Origin of the sequence: Rhodococcus rhodnii NBRC 100604, from assembly GCF_001894925.1 — a bacterium.
Classification (GTDB): domain Bacteria; phylum Actinomycetota; class Actinomycetes; order Mycobacteriales; family Mycobacteriaceae; genus Rhodococcus_F; species Rhodococcus_F rhodnii.
Genome location: NZ_BCXD01000017.1, coordinates 1 through 26,129, shown reverse-complemented (window position 1 = coordinate 26,129; position 26,129 = coordinate 1). Strand labels below are relative to the sequence as shown.

Below are 26,129 nucleotides of genomic sequence, written 5' to 3'. Positions count from 1 at the left end.
CGGATCAGACGGGAAGCTTGCGGAAAACGGCGCGCGGCACGTGACGCAGTCCGGTCATGACGAACCGGAACGCGTTCGGCGCCCACACGATCTCCTTGCCCTTGTCCGAGGCGCGCACCGCGAGTGCGGCGACCTCCTCCTTGTTCACGGTGAGCGGCGCCTCCTTCGCGTGTGCGGAGAAGCGGGTGCGCACCTGGCCGGGACGCACGACCGTGACCCGCGGGCCCGACGGCGCGAGCGCCTCGCCGAGACCGAGGTAGAAGCCGTCGAGGCCCGCCTTGGTGGAGCCGTAGACGAAGTTGGAGCGGCGGACGCGCTCGCCGGCGACGGACGACATGACGACGATGCGGCCGTAGCCCTGCGCCTGCATCTTCTGGCCCACGAGCACCCCGACGGAGACCGAGGCCGTGTAGTTGACCTCGGCGACCTTGACGGCCTTCGCCTGGTCCTGCCACAGCACCTCGGGATCGCCGTCGAGGGCGAACGCGACGATCGCGACGTCGATGTCGCCCTTGGCCCACGCCTGGTCGATCACGGCGGGATGCGACGCGGTGTCGAGTGCGTCGAAGTCGACGATGTCGACGTCGGTCGCGCCGTCTGCCTTGAGCTGAGCGACGGCGGTCTCCCGCAGTTCGTCGCCGGGCAGTGCGGCGAGGACCACGCGCATCGGGCCCTTCTTCAGGTACTCGGCGCAGATGGCCAGGCCGATCTCGGACGTCCCGCCGAGCAGCAGGAGGGTCTGAGGGTTGCCCACGGCATTGATCACTGCAGTTCCAATCGTCGCGACATGTCGGATGCGAAAACGCCGTCCGGATCGTACTTGCGGCGTGTGGCGAGCCACTCGTCGATGCGCGGGTACATGCGGTGGAAGGTCTCGGCGGTGGTGCGCGAGTCCTTCGCGGTGTAGAGGCGGCCGCCGAACTCGAGGACGCGCTTGTCGAGTTCGGTGACGAGCTCGTTGAGGCCCTTGGTGACAGGGAAGTCGACGGCGATGTTCCAGCCGCGCATCGGGAAGCTCAGCGGCGCCCGGTTGCCCTCGCCGAAGAGCTTGAAGACGTTGAGGAAGGAGTAGTGCCCGGAGCTCTGGATCCGGTAGATGATCTTCTTGAACTCCTCGACCGACTCGGTCGGCACGACGAACTGGTACTGCAGAAAGCCGTTCGAGCCGTACGCGCGGTTCCAGTCACCGAACATGTCGAGCGGGTGATAGAACTGCGTCAAGTTCTGGACCTTGCCGCGGTACGTGCCGGACTTGCGGTACCAGACCTCGCCGATCGGGCCGAAGGTGTACTTGTTCGCGAGCCCGTTCGGGAAGACGTCCGGAAGGTCGAGCAACTGCGGCGCATCGAACTTCAGCGGGTTCTTCTGCAGCTTCGCGGGCAGCTGATCGAGCCGCGCGAGCGAGCCGCGCGAGATCGCTGCACGACCGGTCTTCGGCGGCGCCGAGATCGCGTCGAACCACGCACTCGAATACGTGTAGTTCGACTCGCTGCCGTCCTCGTGCAGCGCGATCGTCTCGTCGAGCGTCGCCGTGACGTCGCCGTCCGCGACGAAGTACGCCGTCTCGGTCGGCGTCATCTCGATCGTGGCCTTGAGGATGACGCCGGTGAGGCCGATGCCGCCGATCGTCGCCCAGAACAGCGCGCCCTTCGGATCGTTGCGTCCGCCCTTGGGGGTGAGCGTGCGGACCTTGCCGTCCGCGGTGAGCAGATCGAGCGAGACGATGTGGTCGCCGAAGCTGCCTGCGCTGTGGTGATTCTTGCCGTGGATGTCGTTCGCGATGGCACCGCCGACGGTGACCTGGCGCGTCCCCGGAAGCACCGGGACCCACAGCCCGAATGGCAACGCGGCCTTCATGAGCTGATCGAGATTGACGCCCGCATCCACCTCGACGAGCCGCGTCTCGCGGTCGATCCTGTGGATCGTGTTCAGGGCGTTCATGTCGATCACCAGGCCGCCGGCGTTCTGCGCGACGTCGCCGTACGAGCGCGCGAGGCCGCGCGCGATGACGCCGCGGCGCAGCCACGAGGGCTTGGAGGCGTTGTGATCGGCGACCTGGGCGACCGCCGACGCGATCACGTCGACGTCGGGCGTCGACAGGACGTGTGCCGTCGTCGCCGCCGTACGACCCCAGCCGTCGAGCTTGCGTGTGGTGGTGTCGAGCGGTCGCGGTGGTGTCGCCGGGGCCGTCTCGTTCGCTGTCTCGGACATCGAGAGAGACATTACCCCGCGGTATCCGGGCGGGAACGGCACTCGGTCCCTGCCCGGTGAGGAGCTTCGCCGGGCGTGCGGGTGAGTACGCTCGCTCCGTGTCCTCTGATCGCCCGCACTCGGAAGAACCGACGCATCACCTCGAAGGTGACCTTCCGCTTCCCGCCGAGCTCCCCCTCGACAGTGCCGTCGCGCAGCAGCCCGTACCGCTCGGGACGCAGATGGTGCGCTTCGTCGTCACCGGCGGACTGTCCGCGATCGTCGACTTCGGGTTGTACGCGCTGCTGTACGCGGTCGTCGGCGTCCACGTCGACATCGCGAAGGCGATCAGCTTCGTCGTGGGGACGACGACGGCGTATCTGCTCAACCGCCGGTGGACGTTCCGCGCGCCGCCGAGCCGTTCGCGGTTCGCGGCGGTCGTGGTGCTCTACGCCACGACGTTCGCGGTGCAGGTCGGGCTCAACTCGATCATGTACAGCGTCCTGCCGGACGAGTGGTGGCGGCTTCCCGCCGGCTTCGTCGTCGCGCAGGGCACCGCGACGGTCATCAACTTCGTCGTCCAGCGCGCGGTGATCTTCAAGCTGCGGTGACCGTCACGTCACGTCGTGGCGGTGCCGGAAGTGATAGGCGACGGCAGCGATCATGAGGATGACACCGGCGAGGACCGTCAGATTCGCCTGCCAGTCGATCACGAGCGTCGCGCGGTCGGGGGTCGTGCCGTCGGCGAAGTCGACGGTGCATCGCGCCGCGACGACGGGCAGCCGCGCGAGTCGTTCGTGGACGTCGAACACCGGATAGCCGGGGGCCGAGTGTATGACCTGCTGCTCGAATCCGTCGCACAGCTGTCTCGGTGAACTCTGCACGTAGGCGCCGGTGTACACGAGCGCGCCCAGCGCCAGACCGGTCGCGGTGACGTTAGATCCGCGGCATGTCCCGAATCTAACGTCACCGCCGCGCTTCTCGTGGAACATCGGCGCACAATCGAGTCGGGTGTGCGCTGCGGCGCACGGGCCGAAGCGGACACGATCGCCGGACGGGCGGGAATCGAGGCTGGCATGGCCGACACGAGACTGCTGGGCGAGGTCTCGTCCCAGGTGCGCCGCTGGGTCGACGACGCCGCGCGCCGTCCGGTGCGGCGGTCGTCGCGACTGCTCGCGGACGTGCTCGCCGACCCGCGCGGGCTCGAGTTCACCGTCGGCTTCGTGGATCGGGTGATCCGCCCCGAGGATCCGCGCGAGGCGGCCCGGGCGCTCGCCGAGATCGCACGCGATGCTCCCGCGTTCGTGCCGCGGCACCTGCGCGTGGCGCTGGCCGCGGGTGCGCGGGCCGGAACGATCGCACCGTGGCTCGTCGTGCCCGTCGCGCGACGGGCGATGCGGCAGATGGTGCGCCATCTCGTCGTCGACGCGTCGCCGCGCCGCCTCGGCCGTGCGATCGCCTCGCTCCGCGGCGAGGGGGTGCGGCTGAACCTCAACGTGCTCGGCGAGGCCGTGCTGGGCGGTGCCGAAGCGGAGCGCCGGTTGCGCGCCGTCGAGCGGCTGCTCGCGCGCAGCGACGTCGACTACGTCTCGCTCAAGGTGTCGTCGTCCGTCGCGCCGCACTCGCCGTGGGCGTTCGACGAGGTCGTCGCCGACATCGCGGCCCGGCTCACGCCGCTGTACCGGGCGGCGATGAGTGTCACGCCGCGGACCTTCGTCAACCTCGACATGGAGGAGTACCACGATCTCGATCTCACGGTCGCGGTGTTCACCGAGATCCTGAGCCGCCCCGAGTTCGCGGACCTCGAGGCCGGGATCGTGCTGCAGGCCTACCTCCCCGACTCGTGGGACGCGATGGAGCGGCTGCAGACGTGGGCGGCGCAGCGTCGCGCGGCCGGCGGTGCTCCCGTGAAGGTGCGCGTTGTCAAGGGCGCGAACCTGCCGATGGAGCGGGTCGACGCGGCGATGCACGGGTGGCCGCAGGCGACGTGGGACACCAAGGCGGACACCGACGCGCACTACCTGCGGCTGCTCGACCGCGCGCTCACCCCGGACCGCATCGCGAACGTCCGGATCGGCGTCGCGGGACACAACCTCTTCCACGTCGCGTGGTCGTGGCTGCTCGCCGGCGAGCGCGGGGTGCGCGACGGCGTCGACATCGAGATGCTGCTGGGCATGGCCGAGGGGCAGGCCGAGGTGGTCCGCGCCGACACGGGTGGCGTCCTGCTCTACACGCCCGTCGTCCACCCTCGCGAGTTCGACGTCGCCATCTCGTATCTCGTGCGGCGGCTCGACGAGGGCGCCGAGCCCGAGAACTTCGTCTCCTCCGCGTTCACGCTGCACGACGACGCCGAGGCGTTCGAGCGCGAGCGGGCACGCTTCGAGGCCGCGTGGACGCGCGCCACGAGCGATGCGCCGCCGCCCACGCGCCGCCGCACACAGGACCGGACGCGCCCGCCCGAGCAGACGGCGCCGGAGCCCTTCGCGAACACCCCCGACACCGACCCGTCGCTCGCTCCGAACCGCGCGTGGATGGCCGCGATCACCGCGCGAATCGACGGCTCGGACGCCGGGCGCAAGGAAGCCGACGCCGCGCTCGTGCGCACCCGCGAGGACCTCGACGCGATCCTGTCTCGCGCACGGTACGCGGCACCGGAGTGGGCGCAGCGCGGCGCCCACGAGCGCGCCGGGATCCTGCGCGCCGCAGCAGACCGGCTCGAGGCCCGCCGCGGCGAGCTGATCGAGGTGATGGCGTCCGAGACCGGGAAGACCGTCGACCAGGCCGACCCGGAGGTGTCGGAGGCCGTCGACTTCGCCCGCTGGTACGCGCTGTGTGCGGAGGAGCTCGCACTGACCGACGGCGCCGAGCCCGTGCCGCGCCGGCTCACCGTCGTGACGCCGCCGTGGAACTTCCCCGTCGCGATCCCGGCGGGCGGTGTCCTCGCGGCGCTCGCGACCGGGTCGAGCGTCGTGATGAAGCCCGCGCCGCAGGCCGTGCGCTGCGGCGCACTCGTCGTCGCGGCGCTGCACGACGCCGGGGTGCCGCGCGACGTCCTGCACGTCGTCGACGCCGACGAGGCGACGGTCGGCAGCGCCCTCGTCGCCGACCCGCGGGTGGACCAGGTGATCCTCACCGGCGCGTTCGACACCGCGCGCGCGTTCCGTTCGCTGCGGCCCGAGTTGCGGCTGTTCGCCGAGACGTCGGGCAAGAACGCGATCGTCGTGACCCCGAGTGCCGATCTCGATCTCGCGGTCCGCGACATCGTCGCCTCGGCGTTCGGGCATGCGGGGCAGAAGTGTTCGGCGTGTTCGCTCGTCGTCGCCGTCGGCTCGGTCGCGCGCTCGCGCAGATTCCGCGATCAGCTCGCCGACGCCGTGCGGTCGCTGCCGGTCGGGTACCCGTCCGATCCGCGGGTGCGCATGGGACCGCTGGTCGAACCGGCGCACGGCAAACTCCGCGATGCGCTCACGACGCTCGAGCCCGGTGAGTCGTGGCTCGTCCGGCCCCGCGCGCTCGACGACTCCGGCCGGCTCTACTCGCCCGGCGTGCGCGAGGGCGTGCGGCCGGGCTCGCCGATGCACACGACCGAGTACTTCGGCCCGGTGCTCGGCATCATGGCCGCCGACGACCTGCCGCACGCGATCGCGCTGCAGAACGGCACCGCGTACGGGCTCACGGCGGGCCTGCACACGCTCGATTCCGGCGAACTCGCGCAGTGGCTCGCGGGCGTGCAGGCGGGCAATCTCTACGTCAACCGGTCGATCACGGGCGCGATCGTCCGGCGTCAGCCGTTCGGCGGCTGGAAGCGCTCGTCGGTCGGGCCGGGGACCAAGGCGGGCGGGGCGGAGTACCTCGTCGCCCTCACCGGCTGGCGGACGACGACGGCCGCCGCGGTGAACCCGCTCGACGACCTCGCCCGCGAGGTGCTCACGTCGATCGACGACACCGCGGCCGCGGGCGACAGGGCCTATCTCGAACGCGCACTGCGCAGCGACGTCGCGGCCTGGGACGAACGCTTCTCGCGCGCGGCGGATCCGTCGGCGCTCGGCGTCGAGCGCAATATTCTGCGGTACCTGCCGGTGCCGGTGACGGTCAGGGCGAGCGAGGGCGAATCGCTCGCGCTCGTGGTGCGCGTCGTCGCGGCGGGACTGCGCGCGGGCGGGCCGTTGACGGTCTCGACGGCCGAGCCTCTCCCGGAGTCGGTGGCGGCGCTGTGCACCGAGCACGGCGTGGTCGTGCGCGTCGAGTCGCGGGAGCGGTGGCTCGCGCACACGCCCAGCGAGGCGAGGGTCCGGGTGCTCGGCGACGACGCGGCCGCCCTCGCTCGGCGCGGCGATGCGACCGTCGCGATCCACGACGCGGCCGTCACCGAGTCGGGTCGGATCGAGGCCCTGCCGTTCCTCCGCGAACAGGCGATCAGCGTCACGGCGCACCGGTTCGGGACGCCCGATCACCTCACCGACGGGGTGCTGTGACAGCGAGTTCGGCGACGCGAGTGGAGTGCCCCCGTCCTCATCGCCCCCGCGAAACGAGGACGACGGTGTCGGAGCGGGTCGCACCTGCGGCGTCGAGCCAGGTGATCTGCACGCGGTCGCCGGGGTGGGCGTCGTTCATGTGATCGCGGACGTCGGTGCTCGAGTGCAGCGGCGCGCCGTCGAACATCGTGAGGACGTCGCCGACCGTGATGCCGACGAGGTCGGCCGGACCGTCGGGGGTGACGGCCTGGACCTGCGGGCCGTGGCCGCGGTCGGCGAGTTCGACGCCGAGCGCGGGCGGCGGCCCGATGTGCACCGTGTCGGTCTCGCGGCCCGCGAGCACGGCGTCGACCGTCGCGAGCGCATCGGCGATCGGGATCGCGAACGACCGCGCGCGAGCGTTCTGCATGCGCGTGTTCTGGTCCGCGTCGCCCGCGGTGTTGACGCCGATCACGCGGCCTGCGGCGTCGACGAGCGGACCGCCGGAGTCGCCGGGCCGCACGCGCGCGTCGACCTCGATGAGATCGTGCAACCGGTTGAGCGAACCGTCCGTCGCGCTGCGCGTCGTGATGGTGTTGCCGACGCTCGTGACGGTGCCGGGCGCGGCTGCGAACACGCCCGCACCCTCGGCGTTGCCGACGGCCGTGATCGCCGTCCCCGGGGTGACGTCGGCGTCGGGTGCGAACGACAGCGTCGGCGCGGGAAGGCCGGGGACGTCGAGCACCGCGAGGTCGCGGCTGCGGTCGTAGCCGAGCAGGTACGCGTGCGACACGGTTCCGCTCCCGGGGATCGCGACGACGATCGAGCGGCCGCCGTCCACGACGTGATGGTTCGTCAGGACGGTGTCGTCGGCGACGACGATGCCGGTGCCCGCGGTGTGCGAGGCGCCCAGGTCGGTGTCGATGACCACGATCCCCGACGCGACGTGCTGCTCGAGGGCGGCGGGTTCGAGCGCGACCTCGGCGACGTCGGCGGGACGAGCGTCCTCGACGGGCTCGTGCGACGGAGCGGCCGGTGGGGCGGCGGCGGGGACGTCGTGCACGCCGTCGCGCAGCGCGGGAGCCGTCGCGACGAGCCCGGTCCCGACGGCGACGACTGCGATGGCGGCGACCACCATTCGGCGCACCGCACCCGACTTCGGCACGTCATTGAAACTAACGAAGCGGACGGTGCGCCGGGAACGGTTTCCGTCTCGCGTGGATCACGGCGTGCGCAGCCGCTTCCGGTACAGCAGATAGACGCCGCGCCGCAGGAACGACGTCACGAGCGCCTTGAAGTCGCCGATCCGGACGTCGTTCGCGGACACGAGCGTCGGGTCGCTCTCGCGCAGCCCGCGATGGAAGTCGGCCGCCTGCCGGGCCTGCTGCCGTGCGAGGCGCACGCTCCACTGCCCGGCGTTGATCCGGAACGACGCGAGCGGCTCCGGCAGCGCGACGACGTCGCCGTGCAGTGCGACGCGGACGTAGGTGGCCTCGTCGATGAGGAACGGTTGCGTGTCGTCCCACCAGCCGACCTTCTCGAGCACGTCGCGGCGCACGAGCACGCAGCCGGGCTCGCCGAAGATGTTGGAGCCTGCCGTGACGGTCGCGCGCGCGGCGTCGCGGCCGGGCACGAGACCCGAGAGCCCCCCGAGCCCGCGAGCGGCGGCGATGGTCTCGCCGCGCGCGTCGGTGAGGGTGCGCCGGGACGCGACGAGCACCGCCGACGGATGCGCGTCGAACGCCGCGACCTGCTCGGCGAGGCAGTTCGGGAAGATCGTGTCGTCGCCGGGGAGCAGCTTGATCAGCTCGCCGCGCGCGGCGCGGCTCACCCGGTCCCAGTTGCGCTTGGCGCCGCCGCCGGCGTCGGTGTGGAGCACCGTGATCCGCGGATCGTCGAACGACTCGATCACGGCGAGCGTGTCGTCGGTCGAGGAGTGGTCCGCGACGATCAGTTCGAAGTCGGTGAACGTCTGCGCGAGGACGGAGCGGATCGTCTCGCCGATGTAGGCGCCGTTCTGGAACGCCGGGATCACCACCGAGACCCGGGGAGCGCGGTCGCCGGACGGACTGGTCACGAGATCACCTTCTTCGAGCGACGGAACGAGAAGTCGCGGTAGCCGAAGAAGCTGGCGACCGCGGTGATCGCGGTGATCGCGATCTGGGCGGGGATCGGCGGGAAGCCGAGGACGCTGACGGCGATCGTCATGAGGATCATGTTCGTCACGAACGCACCGAGGTTGACGACGACGAACCGCCACAGGTCGGTGAAGAAGTTCCCCCGGACCTCGAACACGAGGTAGCGGTACATCGCGAACGCGCACGCGACGTTGCACAGGTACCCCAGCACGATCGAGACGCGGTAGTCGGCGTGGTCGCCGATCGCCGTCTGCCATCCGATGAACCACAGCGTGCCGAGGACGGTGTTGAAGCCGCCGACGAGGAGGAACGCGAGTTTCTGATTGCGGACGACCCGCATGAGCGGTCCGGGCCGCCCCACCCGCACCCCGTCGGGGGTGTCGGGCGGCTCGGCGGACTCCGGTTCCGGCTCGCTCACACGGTCCGTCCTCACTCGCGGTGGGCCGGGAGCAGTCCGCGCTCGCGCGCCTCCCGCAGGGTGGGGGCGGCGCGGTCCTTGTCCGAGAGGACGAGCTCGAGGGGCGCCCCGGCGCGGTCGACGGCAGGCCACTCGATGCCGATCTCGGGGTCGAGCGGGGAGATCTCGTGTTCGCGCTCGGGCGCGTACCCGGTGCTGCACAGGTAGACGACGGTCGAGCCGTCCTCGAGCGACAGGAAGGCGTGCCCGAGTCCTTCGCTCAGGAAGATCGCGCGACGCTCGCGGTCGTCGAGAAGCACCGCGTCCCACACCCCGAAGGTGGGGGAGCCGACGCGCAGGTCCACCGCGACGTCGAGCACGGCACCGGAGACGCACGTGACGTACTTGGCCTGCCCGGGCGGGACGTCGGCGAAGTGAATGCCGCGCAGGACGCCGGCCGCCGACACCGAGCAGTTGGCCTGCTGCAGGTCGAGGACGCGGCCCGTCGCCTCGGAGAACCCCGGTTCGCGGAACCATTCGAGGAAGACGCCGCGGTCGTCGCCGAACTGGCGTGGCGTGATCTCCCAGGCTCCCGGAACCTTCAGTTCGCGGTACTCCATCGCTCTCCTTCGGGTCCGGCGCCGTCGCTGTGGCCGGAGACGAACTCTACCGGCGGTCGTGCTCGAGCAGGTCCAGGAGGTAACTGCCGTAACCCGACTTCACGAGCGGCTGCGCGCAGGCCCGCAGTTCGTCGTCGTCGATGAACCCGCGTCGCCACGCGACCTCCTCGGGCGCGCCGATCTTGAGGCCCTGACGCTGCTCGATGGTGCGGACGTAGTTCGAGGCGTCGAGCAGTGAGTCGAACGTGCCGGTGTCGAGCCACGCCGTCCCGCGGGGCAGCACCTCGACCTCGAGCCGCCCCTGGTCGAGGTACGCGCGGTTGACGTCGGTGATCTCGTACTCGCCGCGCTCCGAGGGCTTCAGTTCGCGGGCGATCTCGACGACGTCGTTGTCGTAGAAGTACAGGCCGGGTACGGAGTAGTTCGAGCGCGGTTTGTCGGGCTTCTCCTCGAGCGACAGCGCGGTGCCGTTCTCGTCGAACTCGATCACGCCGTACGCGGCGGGGTCCTTGACCCAGTAGGCGAACACGGCGCCGCCGTCGATGTTCTCGAACCGTGAGAGGGTGCTGCCGAGGCGCGGGCCGTAGAAGATGTTGTCGCCGAGCACGAGCGCGACCGAGTCGTTGCCGATGTGGTCGGCGCCGAGCACGAACGCCTGCGCGAGGCCGTCGGGCCGATGCTGCACGCAGTACGTCAGCGAGATGCCGAGACGTGATCCGTCGCCCAGAAGTCGCTGGAACTGCGGCGCGTCGTCGGGGGTCGTGATGATCTGGATGTCGCGGATCCCCGCGAGCATGAGGGTGCTCAGCGGGTAGTAGATCATCGGCTTGTCGAACACCGGGACGAGTTGCTTGCTGACTCCGAGGGTGATCGGGTGCAATCGGGAACCGGTGCCACCGGCCAGAATGATTCCGCGCATGGCGGGTAGTGTTCCATGCCCGGGTGTGGCCGGGAGGTCCGACAGGGAACAGCCCGGCAGCGAACCGGGAACGACGGGGAACAGGGAGTTGCCATGCGGATGCTCGTCACCGGGGGCGCCGGCTTCATCGGCGCGAACTTCGTGCACGCGACGGTCGCGGAGCGCCCCGACGTCGAGATCACGGTTCTGGACGCGCTGACGTACGCCGGCAACCGCGAATCGCTCGCCCCGGTGGCCGATCGCATCCGGTTCGTCCACGGCGACATCACGGACGGCCCGCTCGTCGACGACCTCGTCCGCGACACCGACGTCGTCGTCCACTTCGCCGCCGAATCGCACAACGACAACTCGCTGGGCGACCCGTGGCCGTTCGTGCAGACGAACCTGATCGGCACGTACACGCTGCTCGAGGCGGTGCGCCGGTACGACGTGCGGTACCACCACATCTCCACCGACGAGGTGTACGGCGATCTCGAACTCGACGATCCGTCGCGGTTCACCGAGTCGACGCCGTACAACCCGTCGAGCCCGTACTCGTCCACCAAGGCCGGCAGCGACATGCTCGTGCGCGCGTGGACCCGGTCGTTCGGGGTGCGCGCGACGCTCTCGAACTGCTCGAACAACTACGGCCCGTACCAGCACGTCGAGAAGTTCGTGCCGCGCCAGATCACGAACGTCCTGCGCGGCGTGCGGCCCCGGCTCTACGGCGACGGCCGCAACGTGCGCGACTGGATCCACGTCGACGACCACAACAGTGCGGTGTGGGCGATCCTCGACGGCGGCACGATCGGCCGCACGTATCTCATCGGCGCGGACGGTGAGACGAGCAATCGCGAGGTCGTCGAGACGGTGCTCGAACTGCTCGGCCGCGACTCGCAGGACTTCGACTTCGTCACCGACCGGCCCGGTCACGATCGCCGGTACGCGATCGACTCGACGCTGCTGCGCACCGAACTCGGCTGGGAGCCGCGGTTCGCCGACTTTCGCGCGGGGCTCGAGGCGACGATCGAGTGGTACCGCGCCCACGAGGACTGGTGGGGCCCGCGCAAGGACGCGACCGAGGCCGCCTACCGCGCCGCCGGCGAAGCCGTCACGAAATAGCCGGGGCCGTCACGTGGTGAGTTGACCCCGGATCGACGCGAGCGTCGCGGCCACGCCGTCGACGAGCGTGCGATGGCTGCGGTCGTCGAGTTCCGGCCACACCCGTGACCGCAGCCGCAGGTCGCGCCGCTGTCCCGCGGCGAGCGGTGACGTCGCGAGCACGACCTCGGGCCGGGTGTGGAAGACCGCCCGGCACGTCGCGAGCAGAGCGCCGATCGTCACGGTGCGTCCCGACGCGAACACCTTGACGACGGGGCCGTCGGCGTCGGGGTGACGCAGTGCCCGCGCGAGGGCATCGGCGGTCATCTCCGCCGCGTCGGTGACGTACAGGTAGTCGCGAAGGGTGTCCATCGAGACGTAGATCGAGACGGGCCGGCGCAGCAGGTAGCCGCGGCACAGGTGGGAGACGAGCCCCTGCGGCTTGGCGAGGTTCTGGCCCGGCCCGTACAGGTTGGCGAACCGCGCGAGCACGCTCGGTACGCCGGTACGGCGCGTGAACTCGCCGACGACGTCCTCGGCCGCGAGCTTCGCGCGGCCGTACGCCGAGAGTGCCGCGACGGGGGAGTGCTCGTCGAACGGGGCCGCGTCGCCGCCTGCGTAGACGCCGCCCGCCGACGACGCGTACAGCAGTGCGCCGTGACCGGGCTCCGCGACGGCGAGCGCGTCGAGCGTCGCCTGGAGCAGGGAATTCTCGACGGCGAACTGCTCGTCCGTCGTCCCGTTGACGCCCGCGCCCGCGCACCACGCGAGCTGCCACGGCCCGCCGCGCACGTCGTCGGCGAACTGCCGCGCGTCGCGGACCAGGACGGCGCGCGCGGCGTCGGCGTCGTGCCACGGAACGCTGCTCACCCGCACCGGGCCACCGCGCCGCTCGAGTTCGCCGTGGACGCTGCGGCCGAGCAGGCCGCCGGCGCCGACGACCCACGCGGGCACGGTGGCGGGCGTCATCGCGTCGTCGGCGGCCGCTCGACGCGCCTCGTGCGCCCGAGCGGACCTGCCGCGGGATCGCTCACGATGAGATAGGGCGGCTTGCCCATCGACGTCTTGACGGAGACGCCCACGTACTCGGCGATGACGCCGAGCGAGAACAGCGTCGCGCCGAAGCCGAACAGCAGGACGACCATCGTCGACGCCCAGCCGCGGACGTCGCCGTCGTCGAGGAAGACGGCGCCGATGATCACGTAGACCATGAGGACGAGCCCGCCGATGCCGAAGGCGCAGCCGAGGAAGCTCACGAGCCGCAGCCCCTTGGTGCCGCTCGACAGGACCATGCGCCAGAAGTGCGAGAGCAGCGTGCGCAGCCGGTATCCGGAGCGGCGGTCGCCCTCGTCGCGCAGGTGCACGGGGCTCGTCGCCACCTCTCCCGCGATCCAGCCGAGCGCGACGTCGAGATACGCCTGCGATCCGGCGTAGGCGGCGACGGAGCGGCCGACCTCGCCGAGGACGAGCCGGAAGCTCTGGTAGCGCTGCGTCCCGTCGGCCGCGAGGAGCGTCGCGAGCGCCCACTTCGCGCCGCGCGACGCGGCGTTGCGGACGGCACCGTGCGGGGCGGGATTGGTCGGTTCGGCGTACACGAGCGTCGACCCGGTGCGCAGCGCGGTGTCGAGCAGTCCACCGATGTCGGCGGGGTCGTGCTGGCCGTCCTCGTCGAGCGTCACGACCCATTCGCCGCCGCTCGACGCCATGCCGGCGAGGGTCGCGGGGTGCTGACCGAAGTTGCGGCTCAGCCAGACCGGCCGGATCCACTCGTGTTCGGTGGCGAGTCGGCGGATGACGGCGGCCGAGCCGTCCGGCCCGTGATCGAACACGAGCAGGACCTCCTCGACGACCATCGGGTGGCCGTCAGGAGTGACCGAGGGCGTCGTGAGGGGAGCGATCTCCGCGATCAGCCCGTCGAGCGTCAGTTCTCCCTGATAGACGGGGACGACGATCGAGATCCGGTGCGGAGAATCGGCCACAGGCCGGGAGTCTAGGCCACCTCCCTGGGGTGTCCCGCTCACTTGGCATCACTCGGCGCGGTCGTTTCCGGCGTCTCCCGCGAACGCCTGCGCGGCAACCGCGCACCGTGATGGACGGCCGTCAGGACAGCGAGCACCAGGACGCCACCGGCGGCGGACGCGGTGCCCAGTCGCCAGCCGGGCGGCCGGAACGACAGTGCGAGGTCGGCGTCGACGGTGCCCGGCGGCAGGTCGACCATCACGTAGAGATCGTCGAGCCCGACGACCTCTACGGGCTCGCCGTCGAGCGTCGCGGTGTATCCGGGCCAGGCGAGGCGCGAGAAGACGACGGAGCCGCCGTCGGGCGCGGAGACCCGCACGTGTTCGCTGTTCGCGGACGACTCGGTGCTCGTCGCGGTGGCGTCGACCGTCGCGGAGACGGTGCCGGGCAGATCGGAGAGGCGCTCGTCGGTGCGTTCGAGGACGTGGACGAGCCCGCCCGTGACGGCGGGCGGCTCCACGAACTCCCAGCCGGGCGGGATCGGCAGGACGTCGATGTCGGGAAAGAGCTCGTCCTGCAACACGACCCGGTCGACGCGCATGAGGTCGGCGTTGGTGAGCCCGGTGTACGGCTCGACGCGGAACAGTCCGTCGAATCCGCCCGGGCACGTCGAGCCGTCGTACTGCATGCACAGCAGCACGCCGAAGCGCTCGTGCCCGACGGGTGTGTAGGCGTTGACGTAGTCGCGGTCGAGGATCTTCGCGTAGTTGCCGTAGACCTGCGAGTGCCACGGCCAGTCCGGGTCGTCGCGGCCGTCGAACGGCGCCAGCTGCTGACGATCGCCGAGCTGCACCGTCGTGCCCTCCCAGTCCGGGAAACCGTCACGAGCCTCGGACTGATGCGTCGGGAGCAGCCACGCATCGTCCGGATACGAGTAGTTCGCGGCCTGGTACCACGCGATCGGCGCCGTCGTGATCAGCAGGACGACGGCCACCGGGACGGCGCCGGCGCGGCGTGCGGCGAACACCAGTGCCGCGCCGACGGCGACGATCGCGAGCCCCCACAGCACGTGACGGCCGAACAGTTCGGGCCCCGACGATCCGGCCCGCAGCACCTGGACGAGGACCAGCAGTCCCGCCGCGACGAGGCGGCCGCGCAGCGGCTTCGTCGTCCCGAACCGGCTAAGCAGCACGACGAGCAGGACGAGCGAGACGACGGCGACCGTCGGCAGGACGCGGGCAGGCCAGCGCAGCGGGCCGATCGCGCTGGGCCCGGCGGTGAACAGCAGCAGTGCGCCGAGGAGCAGCAGCGGCGTCGTGAACGACCGGATCGACCGTGAGACCGCGCGCCACGACACGAACGCGAGGGCGGGGACCGCGAACCACGCGATGTAGGTTATCGGCGCCGGAGTGGTCTCGCCGCTCCACGACTCGATCGCCGAGACGGCGGACGGGATGCTCGCCGTGAACGTCTCGGACCACGGCGCCGTGAGGAAGTTGTCGTTGCTCACACCGGAGTCCATGCGCCACGTGACGTCCGAGCTCAGGGCGCCGGGCAGGAAGGTGATCGCCGAGCACGCCGCCGCGGCGCCCGCGGCGATCGCGACGCGGAGCCCGGGCCACCAGCTCCGGCTCACGACGATCTCGCCGACGACGACGCACAGGATCGTCACGCCCGCGAGCAGTGCGGTGTGGACGTAGCCGACCGTCATGGCGAAGACGAGGAAGACGAACATCGGGACGGGCCCGGACCTGCCGCGGGCGTACCGGACTGCGGACGCCCATGCCTGCATCAGCCACGCGGCGCCGGTGAGCGCGGTGACCCACGACGGCTGATCGAAGAACAGCGAGAACCCGACGAACGGTGCCGCGGCGCCGGCGACGGCCGCCCACGGCGGACGCGCCCCGTACTCGAGGGCGACGCGATAGGTGCCCCACGCGAGGACGATCGAGAACACGAGCTTGACCAGCGCGGACAGCAGCGAGAGGTCGTCGACCGACGGCGCGATCCAGTTGACGAGCATCTGCGGCGGATTGAACAGCCCGCCCTGCCCCTCGAGTGGATAGTTGCCCGCCATCCACTGGTGCGGGACGAGCGTCGGGAACCAGTCGCCCTCGCGCATCATCCGGCCCAGCTGCAGCCAGTTGCCGACCGCGCCGGACGAGGTGTCCTCGGTGTAGAAGAACTGCGGGTTCACGGCACGAAGCCCCGCGAACGTCACGGCCACGACGACGGCGATCGCCCCACCCCACAGATATCGCGCCTGCCGAGACCGCGCGGTCTGCGACGTGACCTGCAGCGCAGCCACTCGATCGCCCCCTTCGTGAGTCGCGCCGCAGCGCCCGGACATCCGACCCTAACCGAGCGCGGACTCCCGAACCGGGCGGTCGGCTCACGTCTCGGCCAGGTGATGGACGGGTCTCGATTCGGTCGCTGGTGGCCGCGATCGACTGGACCGCCGGGCGGCCGTGTGCCGTCGCGATACGCTGGCCGAGCGGGAAATGCCGTACGAGAGTGTCGAGAGGTTGAGAGAGCAGATGCAGGAGCAGCACCCCACAGTCACCGAGAACGGAGAACTCTCCGGGCTCACCGGCCTGCAGGTGGGGTCCACCGACCGGCCCTCGGGCCTGACGGTGCAGCGCACCCTGTTCGCTGCTCCGTCGCCCCTCGTCAGTGACGACATGTACGCGTCGGTCAAGGGCTCGGCCGCCCGGTCGCGGGCGGGAATCCAGCTCGGCCCGCGCGGCAGCGTCGAGACCAACACCTACTTCGGCCGGTTTCCGGCGAGCTACTGGCAGCGGTGGACGACGGTCACCGAGGTCGCCTTCGTCGCCGAGGTCGAGGGCCGCGGCGACGTCGAGATCGTCGCGACCGACTACGAGGGCCGGCGCCGTACCGTCGCGACGGCGCGCGTGGACGCCACGTCGGGGACGACGCAGCTCGTCCGCATCCCCGCCCGGATCGACCGCTTCGTCGACGGCGGCGCGCTGTTCGCGCGGCTGCGCGCAGGTGGTGCGGGCCTGACCGTGCATCACGCCGAGTGGACGGTGCCGTTCGAGGGGCGGCTGCGGCCGGCGTCGGTCGTCATCTGCACGTTCAACCGCGCCGACGACTGCGTCGCGACGCTCACGGCGATGGCCGACGACCCGATCGCGCTGCTCGACGTCGACACGGTGTACGTCGTGGACCAGGGCACCGACCGCGTCGACTCGCGCGCCGGTTTCCAGCACGTGCGCGAGCTGCTCGGCAGCAAGCTCGTCTACCTGAACCAGCCGAATCTCGGTGGCGCAGGCGGCTTCACGCGCGGCCTCTTCGAGGTGCACGACGTCCGGGGGCAGGACCACGCGAACGTGATCTTCATGGACGACGACGTGCTGTGCGAGCCCGAGGCCGTCGTCCGGATGAACACCTTCGCCAATCTGACGACGGAGCCGGCGATCGTGGGCGCGCAGATGCTGTATCTGCTTCACCCCGACCGCGTGCACGTGGGCGCCGAGGCAGCGGATCTGCAGCGCCTCGAGGCGGGTCTGCCCGTCAAGGACGCGCTCGCGAACCGCAACGCGATCAAGAACAAGCAGGACTTCCGCGTCGACGCCGCCTACAACGGCTGGTGGTCGTGCCTGATCCCGTCGGAGATCGTCGCGTCCGTCGGCTACCCGCTGCCGGTGTTCTTCCAGTGGGACGACATCGAGTTCGGATACCGTTCGCGTGCACAGGGTTTCGCGACGGTGACGCTGCCCGGTGCCGCGGTGTGGCACGCGGACTTCGCGTGGAAGGACTGGGACGAGTGGCACCGCTACTTCAACCTCCGCAACGCGATGATCACGGCGGCGCTGCACATCGATGTCGACTCGAAAGCCCTTGCTGCGCAGCTGCGCACCGACCTGTTCCGGTACCTGGTCTCGATGCAGTACGGCATGGCGTTCACGCTGATCAAGGCCATCGAGGACTTCCTGCGCGGACCGGAGTTCCTGAAGGACGGCGGCGTCGAGGCCGCGGCGGCGATCCGGCGTGATCGCAGCGACTACGGCGAGACGATCCGGCATCCCGCGAACGACGTTCCGGGACTGCGTCCCGCCGACATGACGATCCACCCGGCAGCATCGACGCCGAAGCAGAGCCTCATGTGGGCGATCCTCGCCAAGCGCGCCCTCGGGCAGTGGCGTGGCCGCGTGATCGGGCACCCCGTCGCTGTCCCGGCAGAGGACGCGCACTGGTGGCACGTGTCGTTGTTCTCGCACGTCGTGGTCACCGACAGCTCGCAGGAGGGGGTGCGGGTCCGGCGGCGCGACAAGGCGCTGGCCCGGACGCTCCTCGTCCGCGGGCTGCGGGCGCTGCGGCGGCTGCGCCGTGAGATGCCGGACGTCGCGGGCACCTACCGCGACGCGATGCCGGAGCTGACGAGCAGGGAGAACTGGGCCAGACTGTACGGCCGGTGACCACCGGGACCATCGCTCCTGCGCCCTCACGGCGCGGGCGCGATGGTCCACGTTTTCTCGGATTCGCCGTCCCTGCGGCGGTATTCGTGGTGGGAACCCTCGTCGGGTTCTGGAGTTCGTGGGTCCCGTCGTTCTGGTACGACGAGGCGGCGACGGTACGGGCGAGCACCCGCAGCACCGGGGACCTGTGGCGGATGCTCGGCAACATCGACGCGGTGCACGGCGCGTACTACCTGCTGATGCACGTCTGGTTCGGGGTGTTCGGCGTCTCCGAGCTGTCGGCGCGGCTGCCGAGCGCGCTCGCCGTGGGCGCGGCGGCGGCAGGCGTCGCGGTGCTCGGTCGCAGGTTCGGTGGCACCCGGACGGCGGTGGTCGCCGCCGCACTGTGCGTCGTCACGCCGAGGCTGACATGGGCGGCGGTGGAGGCGCGCGGCTACGCGCTGTCCGCGGCGGTCGCCGTGTGGGCGACGGTCGCCGTGGTGGCGGCCGTGTGCGATCGGTCGCGATGGTGGCTGTGGCTCCTCTACGCGGCGGCGATCGCGCTCGGGACCGTCGTGTTCGTGTACTCGTCGCTGCTGGTGCTCGCGCATGCCGTGACGCTGCTCTGGCTGCGTACCGGCAGGCGACTGTGGGCGTGGTGGACGGGGGCGGTCGTTCTCGCGGGGGCGGCGACGGCGGCGTTCGTTCGTGTCGTCGTCGCGCAGACCGGACAGGTCTCGTGGATTCCGCCGCTCGACCGGTCCACCGTGCGGACGGTGGCGCAGGTGATGTGGTTTCCCGGCGCTCCGCTGGCGGCGGTGCTCGCGGCCGTGCTGATCGTCGCGGCCGTCGTCGTCCGCATCCGTGGTGGTCGGCGCTTCGGAGCCGTTGTCGCGGTGACGGTTCCGTGGCTCGTGGTGCCGCCGGCCGCGCTGCTCGTGCTGTCGGCAGTACACGATCCGACCTTCCTCGCGCGGTATCCGACGTTCACCGCACCCGCGGTCGGCCTGCTGCTCGGGGGACTCGTCACGACGCTCACCCGGCGCTGGTGGAGCGCGCTGCTCGTCGTCGCCGTGTTCGCGGCGGCCGCCGCGCCCGCGTATCTCGAGCAACGGACGGCGTTCGCGAAACCCAGTGGAATGGACTTCAGTGCGGTCGGGCGTTTTCTGGACGGCCGCGTCGAGCCCGGCGACTGCGTCGTGTTCGGCAGTGCCGCATGGAATCCGGCGTCGCAACGGCTCGTGGCGATCGTGCATCCCCATGCGTTCGAGGGTGCCCGCGACATCGGGCTGCGGCAGAGCGCCGACGAGACGGGATGGCTGTGGGACATCGAGATCGGCCCCACCGAGCAGCCCGAGCGCTACGCCGCGTGCGACGTCGTGTGGTTCGTCGCCGACGAGGATCGCGATGTGGCCGAGCGTATCCGGCACGAGACGGGCGAGGTCTGGGATCTGCCGGCCCACCACATCCTGGACGACCCGGCGATCGCCGTCATGCGGGACACCGGACTGGAGGTGCGGGAGAGGTGGCCGATCCACGTCACTCAGGTCGTGCTGCTCACTCGCGGGACGGAAGCGCGGTGACGCGTACCGCCAGTTGTTCGTGATCGAGTGTGTAGCAGAGGTACTCGTACTCGCAGCCGGTCCTGTCGGCGAACTCCTGCCACGCGCGGTACTCGTGCTCACGCCAGCCGGGGTAGTTGAAGAACTCGTCGAACACGAGGACGGTGCCTGCCACTACGCGCGGCTCGATCAGTGTCAGTGCGGTCGCCGTCGACGAGTACAGGTCGGCGTCGAGGTGCGCGAACGCGACCGGCCCCGGATGCTCTGCGAGGTAGCCGGGCAGGGTGTCCTCGAAGAGCCCGACGACGACGTCCGCGCCGTCGACATCGGGGATCGTGTCCTGCGCGAATTCGCCTGCGGGAAAGCCGGTTCGCCACGTCTCGGGTAGACCGCTGAAGACGTCGAATCCCGCGACGGTGACGGCGCCGCGGAGTGCGTCCGCGATCGCGGTGAGCGTCGCCCCCGTCGCGACGCCGAACTCGAGCGCGAGTCCGCCGAGGCCGCGGTCTACCTGTGAGAGGGCGTAGTCGAGAGTCGCGCGGGGATCGGGACGCCGCTGCGCGAGCGGCAGGTGCTCGGTGACGAAGCGCGCCGTGTCCGTGAGAGCGTCGGTCTCGGCCGCGACGGCGATGTCGCGCCGCCGCCGATGATCGATCTCCCGCGTCAGGGTGTCGAGTGCGTGCGTACGTTCGTCGACGAGATCCCGCGTCTGCGCGAGCTCGGTGCGCAGCTCTCGGACCTCGGCGTGCAGTTCCGCCATCGCGTCGGCGGCGGCGGCGGCGTCGGCCTGCTCGGTCAGCCGCGTGTCGACGACTTCGTCGACGGCGCGCTGGAATCGGTCGCGTGCTGCTGCCCGGATGCGCTCGAACATGCCCTGAATCTAGGCTGTCGATCGCCGTCCCGTGCCGGTCTCGGCGCGTTCGTCCGGACCCGCGAGCGCACCGCGGCTGCGGCGCACGCGACGACGGCGACCGCGCCGGCGATCGTCACGGGCGTGATGGTCTCGCCGAGCAGCATCGCCGCCCACGCGAGGGTGAAGACGGGCTGGACGAGTTGCACCTGGCCCACCCTCGCGATCGGCCCGATAGCGAGGCCGCGATACCAGGCGAAGAACCCGAGGAACATGCTGACGGCGGCGAGATACCCGAAGGCCGCCCACTGGGTCGGCGAGGCGGCGGTGGGCCACTGCGTCGTCGCGGTGAGTGCCGTCGTGACCGGGAGCGAGACGACGAGCGCCCAGCAAATCGTGAACCCCGCGCCGAGCGAGCGCGCGAGCAGTGCGCCCTCGGCGTAGCCGAAGGCCGCCGCGATCACGGCCCCGGCGACGAGGAGGTCCGCGACGCCGACGGTCCCGAGGGGGCCGCTCGTCGCGACGAACGCCGCGACGGCGAGCGCTCCGGCGCCCGCGCACACCCAGAACCCGAGGCTCGGGCGTTCGCCGCCGCGGATGACGGCGACGACGGCGGTGGCGGCGGGGAGCACACCGATGACCACGGCGGAGTGCGACGCGGACGCCGTCTCGAGGGCGAGCGAGGTGAGCACCGGGAAGCCGAGGACGACGCCGCCCGCGACCACGGCCACCGAGAGCCACTGCCGGCCACGGGGCCGGGCGGGGCGCGCGACGGCGAGCACGATCGCGGCGAGCACGCCGGCGACCACGGCGCGTCCCGTCCCGACGAACAGCGGTTCCATCGCGCCGACGGCGACGCGGGTGAAGGGAACGGTGAACGAGAACGCGAGGACGCCGAGGAGCCCCCACAGGAGCCCCGATCGTCCGAGCGAAAGCGTTTCTCGCCTGGGAGCAGTAGCGCTATCATCAATACCCATGTCCGAGAGTAGCAGTGCGCACACGGTGGCCGACAGTCTTCGCCGCGAGTACGGCGGCCGGCCGCCCGAGACGCGGCTGCCGTCGACCCGCGCCATCGCGGCGCAGCACGGCGTCGGACCCGTCACGGTGCAGAGTGCGCTGCGGCTGCTCGTGGCCGAGGGAATCGTCGAGACCCGGCCCGGGAACGGCACTTTCGTCGCCAGGAGGCCGCGGCCGCCGCATGAGCGGGATCTGTCGTGGCAGACCACGGCGCTGGGCCCGGCCGGTCCGCTCGACGTCGAGCTGCCGGGTGCGCGCTCGGCGGCGCCCGGTGCCCTCGCGATGCACGGCGGTTACCCGGCGCCCGAACTGCTTCCGGGTGCGTTGGTGCGCTCGGCGCTCGCCCGTGCCGCGCGCGATTCGTCGGTGGTGCTCGATGCTCAGATGAACTCAGGACTGCCGCGGCTGCGCGCCTGGTTCGCGAACGAGCCCGGTCCTGCTGCGGGGTACGACGCCGACGACGTCCTCGTCACGAACGGCGGGCAGTCGGCGGTGTCGGCGACGTTGCGCGCGCTCGCGGCGCCGGGCGACGCCGTCGTCATGGAGTCGCCGACGTACTGGGGCGCGATGCTCGCCGCCCGTGCGCACGGCCTGCGGATCGTGCCGATCGCGCGGACGGTGGACGGGATCGATCCGGGGGATCTGGCGGATGCGCTCGCCGCCCACAACGCGCGGGTGTTCTACGCGCAGCCCACGTTCGCGAATCCGAGCGGCGAGGTCTGGTCGCCGTCCGTGCGGGCGGAGACGCTGCGAGTCCTCGCCGAGCACAAGGCGTTCGTCGTCGAGGACGACTGGGCGCGCGACCTCGCGATCGACGACGCCCCACCGCCGCTCGCGGCGGCCGATCCGGACGGGCACGTCGTCTACGTCCGCTCGCTGACGAAGAGCATGTCGCCGTCGATCCGGGTCGCCGGGATCGTGGCGAGGGGCCCCGCGCTGCGCCGGATCTCGACGAGCCGGTGGGCGGGGGAGATGTTCGTCCCGGGGCTCGCGCAGCACGTCGCGCTCGACGTCCTCACCGCGCCGGGCTGGCGCCGGCACATCGCGACGCTGCGTCGCGAGCTGCGCGAGCGTCGTGACGCGCTGGTGCGGGAGTTGCGGGCGACGCCCCTGTCCGTGGACCGCGTGCCGGGCGGCGGGATGAGCGTGTGGGTGCGGCTGCCCGGCGACGTGCCTGCGCGTGACGTCGCGCGTCGGGCATCGGCTCTGGGGCTCGAGGTCGCTCCGGGCGACGACTGGTTTCCTGCCGAACCTCCAGGACAATGCGTACGTATGGGTTTTGTTGCGACGTTGCCGACGCGCTATCGCGAGGCCGTGGGAATCCTCGCGGAGGCCGCCGGGGTGTGAGATGCTGCCGCGCGTGCGAAGGTGCGAGCGCGAGAGCGGATCGGCCGATTCGTCGGCACGATCCGGGTCAGGGGCAACCCCTGGCACACGGATATCGGCAGGGCACACCGTCCGACGCACTCCCGCGCGCTCCGCGCGCCACCGTGCGCCGCAGACGACAGGTCTCGGTCGGCTCGCACCTTCGCGCACATGAGCCGCGCACTCGATGCGGGCTGGGCGGCGAGGCTCGCTGCAGCCGCCATGTCCGGTCCGTGGACGAAGAACGCACTCGCGCAGAGGTTCTCCGAAATCGGGTTCGATCGTGCCGAGGAGATCGCGCGGCGGCTTCACGATCTCGCGCCCACGCCTCCCGTCGATGGAGTGGATGCCGTCGATCGGCTTCTCGCCGAGTTGCCGCGGCTCGAAGGTCCGATTCCCGTACGTGCGCAGCGGCCGCAATGGCTGTTCGGCGTCCCGAGATGGAACACGCTTCCCGCGCTCGCGAGTTCACTGAATCTCACGCCGGGCGAACTCGACTGGTTCGCCGACCCGCGAGGCTGGTTGCGCACGAAACCTGATCGGCTGCAGCATTATCGGGTCAAGACGCTTCCCTCGGGACGTGTCGTCGAGATCCCCAAGGAACGACTGCGCGAGGTTCAACGGAAGGTCCGCGTGTCGGTTCTCGACGCCGTGCCGCCGCATCCCGCCGCCCATGGCTTCCGGGCCGGTCGGGGAGTCGTCGGTTTCGCCGCGGCGCACTCGAATTCGGAGGTCGTGATCCGCGTCGACCTCCGCGCGTTCTTCACGACGATCACGGCGACACGCGTGCGAGCAGTCTTCGCCGCGCTCGGGTACCCGCCGTGGGTCGCCGGCCGACTCGCGGGGCTGTGCACGACGTCGACGCCTCCCGCCGCGCTGGCCGGCGTGCCGTTCGAGATCGCGTCGCTCATGCGGGCACCTCATCTCCCCCAGGGCGCGCCCACGTCACCGGCGCTCTCGAATCTCGTAGCGGGGAATCTCGACCGCAGACTGTCGGGCGTCGCACGACGTCACGCGCTCACGTACACGCGCTATGCGGACGATCTCGCGTTCTCGGGCAGCGACGTCGACGTCTCGCGACTGCTCGCGATGGTCCCGCCGTGTGTGCGGACGAGGGCTTCGTGATCAACGTACGCAAGACGCGGATCATGCGAGCGCATCGGCAGCAGAAGCTCGCCGGGCTCGTCGTCAACGCGGGCGCGCAGGTGCCGAGGAGCGAGTACGACGCACTACGCGCGCTCCTGTTCAACTGTGTTCGGTTCGGACCGGATTCGCAGAATATGCAGGGGAGGAGTGACTTTCGCTCCCACCTGCGAGGCCGGATCGCGTGGGTGGGGCAGACCAGCACGCGCCGCCGCGATGTGCTTCTCGCGCTGGAATCCCGTATCGACTGGGCGCACGGGTAGACGTAGATCACGATTCGGTACCGGTGCCGAGAATGGTGTCCGGCGGCGCCCGGCCAGAGGGTGCGCGGTCTATTCTCGTTCGCTACGAACGCGCCACCGACGAGTGGTTCGATCGAGAAATACTGCATTGCAGTATATTTCGGAATCGGCACTGCGGATGACGTGGCGATCGAACGGGGGAGGTCCGAGTGGATGCAGTGACGGTCGACGCAGTGGTGAAGACTCTCGGATCGAAGAGAGTGCTGGACGGATGCAGCTTCTCGGTCGGCGCGGGATCGATCACCGCGCTGATGGGGCTCAACGGATCCGGAAAATCCACACTCGTGAAGATCCCTTCGGGACTGGAGCGTGCCGACGCGGGAACGGTGAAAGTGGCCGGGATGCCCGTGGGCTTCGGCGTCCCGCCGAGCGTCTCCTATCTGGCGCAGTCTCGTCCGCTTCACACGACGCTGCGCGTCGGCGAGATCCTGGCCTACGCGGCGGATCTCAACGACGAGTTCGACATCGGCCTCGCCATGGACTGGGTCGAGGACTTCGGTGTCTCGCTGGGGGATCGGTGCAAGAACCTCTCGGGCGGCCAGCACACGCAGGTGGCGCTCGCGGTGGCGGTAGGCCAGCGCACCGATGTCGTCGTCCTCGACGAGCCGCTCGCCGATCTGGATCCCATCGCGAAAGAGCGTGTGTGTGAACGGATCGCGCTGATGTCGGCCGAGTCGGGCCGGACGTTCCTTGTGTCGACGCACGTGCTGGCGTACGTGTCCTCGATCTGCGATCGGATCGTCGTACTGGCAGACGGGGCCGTCGCGCTCGACATCGGCACGACATTCCCGGAGGGCGTACGGCTGGATCACGCAGCACTCGAGGCGAAGGTGCTCGGTGCGCTCCGGTCGACACGCACGAGTTCGGCCGCAGGCCGAGAACGACGATAGGCACGGGGGATTCGCGAACATGCTCGGACACATGATCCGGTTGGACCGGACGGCGATCGTCAGTTGCGTCGCGGCGGCGGCCGCGCTGCTGGGAGCGGCACTGTGGGAGTCCACGTACAAGCCCGGTTCGGGTGTGACGCAGTACCTGGCGTCCTTCGGCGTGGTTCTCGTCGGTGTCGCGTGGGGCGCGACAAGCCTCTCGAAGGAGTTCGAATCCGAGACGAACATCTGGTCGTGGACCCAGGGCGTCACCCGCGCACGATGGTTCTGGTCCCGGATCTCGCCGGCGCTGCTCGGTGCCGCAGCATTCGGCGTCCTGCTGACGGTGATCGTCGAGATCAGCGACCGTAGGCGGCCCCTGCTGGCCGGGTTCGACCACATGAGTGATCAGTACGTGGCGACCCACGGAGTCTTTCTGCCGGCGTCGGCGCTGCTGGCGGTCAGTGCCGGACTGCTGCTGTCGGTGGTCACCCGCCTGATCGTTCCCGCGATCGCGTTGACGCTCATCTCGCAGGTCGTGCTCCTGCTAGTGCTCCCCAAGGCGTTTCTGTCGCTGGCGAGCGAGGACACCAGCGTTCTGCCTGCATCGGCCGACCCGCTCGAGGTCTACCTGACCGAAGGTCACGTGCTGGACGTGTCGCCCCTCGCCGACGGCGGAAGCCTGGTCACGTTCCTGCCCAACGCCCAGTTCGGGCTCGTGCAAGGCGTCGGGGGCGCCGTCATGGTGGCCGTATCGATCGCGATGCTGTTCGCGGCGGTCGTGGGGCTGCAGCGGATGAGCGCCCGGCGACCGGCCTGAATCCTCGCGCTTGCGATGCGTGATGC

Annotated in this window: 23 protein-coding genes; 10 read left to right on the top strand and 13 right to left on the bottom strand. The window is 70.7% G+C overall.

Annotated elements, in window-relative coordinates; all coding sequences use genetic code 11:
• Positions 1–4: 4 nt before the first annotated feature.
• Positions 5–766 (bottom strand): decaprenylphospho-beta-D-erythro-pentofuranosid-2-ulose 2-reductase, encoded by a 762-nt coding sequence (dprE2, locus tag RR1_RS13610; RefSeq protein WP_010838050.1) that lies wholly within the window; start codon positions 764–766, stop codon positions 5–7.
• Complete coding sequence (gene dprE1 / locus RR1_RS13605; protein ID WP_040773030.1) at positions 763–2,211, bottom strand: decaprenylphosphoryl-beta-D-ribose oxidase; 1,449 nt, start codon at positions 2,209–2,211, stop codon at positions 763–765. The genes dprE2 and dprE1 overlap by 4 nt, the downstream gene beginning before the upstream one ends.
• A 98-nt stretch (positions 2,212–2,309) precedes the next feature.
• On the opposite strand from dprE1, the gene RR1_RS13600 reads away from it, so the two are divergent.
• Positions 2,310–2,801, top strand: a complete 492-nt coding sequence (locus RR1_RS13600) for a GtrA family protein (protein WP_010838048.1) — start codon at positions 2,310–2,312, stop codon at positions 2,799–2,801.
• A 3-nt stretch (positions 2,802–2,804) separates the two neighbouring features.
• Here RR1_RS13600 and RR1_RS13595 read toward each other — a convergent pair whose 3' ends face one another.
• On the bottom strand, positions 2,805–3,182 hold the full coding sequence (locus RR1_RS13595) for a hypothetical protein (RefSeq protein ID WP_010838047.1): 378 nt from the start codon (positions 3,180–3,182) through the stop codon (positions 2,805–2,807).
• Positions 3,183–3,266: 84 nt separating this feature from the next.
• Between RR1_RS13595 and RR1_RS13590 the strand changes: the two genes are divergently transcribed.
• Positions 3,267–6,665: a bifunctional proline dehydrogenase/L-glutamate gamma-semialdehyde dehydrogenase gene (locus RR1_RS13590; RefSeq protein ID WP_040773026.1), complete on the top strand. Its 3,399-nt coding sequence runs from the start codon at positions 3,267–3,269 to the stop codon at positions 6,663–6,665.
• 37 nt (positions 6,666–6,702) lie between these two features.
• On the opposite strand, the gene RR1_RS13585 is transcribed toward RR1_RS13590, so the two are convergent.
• The 5 genes from RR1_RS13585 to rfbA are packed head-to-tail and all read right to left on the bottom strand — an operon-like array spanning position 6,703 to position 10,718.
• On the bottom strand, positions 6,703–7,809 hold the full coding sequence (locus tag RR1_RS13585; protein ID WP_010838045.1) for a S1C family serine protease: 1,107 nt from the start codon (positions 7,807–7,809) through the stop codon (positions 6,703–6,705).
• A gap of 57 nt (positions 7,810–7,866) precedes the next feature.
• On the bottom strand, positions 7,867–8,721 hold the full coding sequence (locus RR1_RS13580; RefSeq protein ID WP_010838044.1) for a glycosyltransferase family 2 protein: 855 nt from the start codon (positions 8,719–8,721) through the stop codon (positions 7,867–7,869).
• The gene (locus RR1_RS13575) at positions 8,718–9,200 is read right to left on the bottom strand and encodes a GtrA family protein (RefSeq protein WP_010838043.1); all 483 of its coding nucleotides are present in this window, start codon (positions 9,198–9,200) and stop codon (positions 8,718–8,720) included. Before RR1_RS13575 ends, RR1_RS13580 begins: the two co-directional genes overlap by 4 nt.
• 11 nt (positions 9,201–9,211) lie before the next feature.
• A complete protein-coding gene (locus RR1_RS13570) occupies positions 9,212–9,799 on the bottom strand; it encodes a dTDP-4-dehydrorhamnose 3,5-epimerase family protein (RefSeq protein WP_010838042.1) in 588 nt (195 codons plus the stop codon).
• Between the two features lie 46 nt (positions 9,800–9,845).
• Positions 9,846–10,718: a glucose-1-phosphate thymidylyltransferase RfbA gene (gene rfbA, locus RR1_RS13565; RefSeq protein WP_040772980.1), complete on the bottom strand. Its 873-nt coding sequence runs from the start codon at positions 10,716–10,718 to the stop codon at positions 9,846–9,848.
• A gap of 93 nt (positions 10,719–10,811) precedes the next feature.
• On the opposite strand from rfbA, the gene rfbB reads away from it, so the two are divergent.
• Entirely contained in the window at positions 10,812–11,819 is a 1,008-nt protein-coding gene (rfbB, locus tag RR1_RS13560; protein ID WP_072713639.1) for a dTDP-glucose 4,6-dehydratase, read from the top strand.
• A gap of 9 nt (positions 11,820–11,828) precedes the next feature.
• On the opposite strand, the gene RR1_RS13555 is transcribed toward rfbB, so the two are convergent.
• The 3 genes from RR1_RS13555 to RR1_RS13545 are packed head-to-tail and all read right to left on the bottom strand — an operon-like array spanning position 11,829 to position 16,065.
• Complete coding sequence (locus RR1_RS13555; RefSeq protein WP_010837742.1) at positions 11,829–12,767, bottom strand: NAD-dependent epimerase/dehydratase family protein; 939 nt, start codon at positions 12,765–12,767, stop codon at positions 11,829–11,831.
• Positions 12,764–13,777: a glycosyltransferase gene (locus tag RR1_RS13550; RefSeq protein ID WP_010837743.1), complete on the bottom strand. Its 1,014-nt coding sequence runs from the start codon at positions 13,775–13,777 to the stop codon at positions 12,764–12,766. The genes RR1_RS13555 and RR1_RS13550 overlap by 4 nt, the downstream gene beginning before the upstream one ends.
• A 38-nt stretch (positions 13,778–13,815) precedes the next feature.
• Positions 13,816–16,065 (bottom strand): hypothetical protein, encoded by a 2,250-nt coding sequence (locus RR1_RS13545; RefSeq protein ID WP_010837744.1) that lies wholly within the window; start codon positions 16,063–16,065, stop codon positions 13,816–13,818.
• Positions 16,066–16,294: 229 nt separating this feature from the next.
• Here RR1_RS13545 and RR1_RS13540 point away from each other — a divergent pair, with 229 nt between their 5' ends.
• Positions 16,295–18,196 (top strand): glycosyltransferase, encoded by a 1,902-nt coding sequence (locus RR1_RS13540; RefSeq protein ID WP_143153840.1) that lies wholly within the window; start codon positions 16,295–16,297, stop codon positions 18,194–18,196.
• Positions 18,193–19,758: a glycosyltransferase family 39 protein gene (locus RR1_RS13535; protein ID WP_238558968.1), complete on the top strand. Its 1,566-nt coding sequence runs from the start codon at positions 18,193–18,195 to the stop codon at positions 19,756–19,758. The genes RR1_RS13540 and RR1_RS13535 overlap by 4 nt, the downstream gene beginning before the upstream one ends.
• On the opposite strand, the gene RR1_RS13530 is transcribed toward RR1_RS13535, so the two are convergent.
• Both RR1_RS13530 and RR1_RS13525 read right to left on the bottom strand, forming a co-directional pair.
• On the bottom strand, positions 19,733–20,608 hold the full coding sequence (locus RR1_RS13530; RefSeq protein ID WP_040772711.1) for a class I SAM-dependent methyltransferase: 876 nt from the start codon (positions 20,606–20,608) through the stop codon (positions 19,733–19,735). The genes RR1_RS13535 and RR1_RS13530 overlap by 26 nt on opposite strands.
• Positions 20,533–21,564 carry a DMT family transporter gene (locus RR1_RS13525; RefSeq protein ID WP_010837748.1) on the bottom strand — a complete coding sequence of 344 codons (1,032 nt, stop codon included), beginning with the start codon at positions 21,562–21,564 and terminating at the stop codon, positions 20,533–20,535. Before RR1_RS13525 ends, RR1_RS13530 begins: the two co-directional genes overlap by 76 nt.
• Here RR1_RS13525 and RR1_RS13520 point away from each other — a divergent pair.
• The 5 genes from RR1_RS13520 (at position 21,563) to RR1_RS13505 (ending at position 26,103) form a co-directional block, all read left to right on the top strand.
• Entirely contained in the window at positions 21,563–22,951 is a 1,389-nt protein-coding gene (locus RR1_RS13520) for an aminotransferase-like domain-containing protein (protein ID WP_040772713.1), read from the top strand. The two genes, RR1_RS13525 and RR1_RS13520, sit on opposite strands and share 2 nt — an antisense overlap.
• A 189-nt stretch (positions 22,952–23,140) precedes the next feature.
• The gene (locus RR1_RS13515) at positions 23,141–24,094 is read left to right on the top strand and encodes a reverse transcriptase family protein (RefSeq protein ID WP_238558969.1); all 954 of its coding nucleotides are present in this window, start codon (positions 23,141–23,143) and stop codon (positions 24,092–24,094) included.
• A complete protein-coding gene (locus RR1_RS22910) occupies positions 24,091–24,375 on the top strand; it encodes an RNA-directed DNA polymerase (protein WP_238558970.1) in 285 nt (94 codons plus the stop codon). The genes RR1_RS13515 and RR1_RS22910 overlap by 4 nt, the downstream gene beginning before the upstream one ends.
• Before the next feature lie 188 nt (positions 24,376–24,563).
• Positions 24,564–25,304, top strand: coding sequence for an ATP-binding cassette domain-containing protein (locus tag RR1_RS13510; protein WP_010837752.1), 741 nt, complete (start codon positions 24,564–24,566; stop codon positions 25,302–25,304).
• Positions 25,305–25,335: 31 nt separating this feature from the next.
• Complete coding sequence (locus tag RR1_RS13505) at positions 25,336–26,103, top strand: ABC-2 membrane transporter-related protein (RefSeq protein WP_143153839.1); 768 nt, start codon at positions 25,336–25,338, stop codon at positions 26,101–26,103.
• The last annotated feature ends 26 nt before the right edge of the window (positions 26,104–26,129 follow it).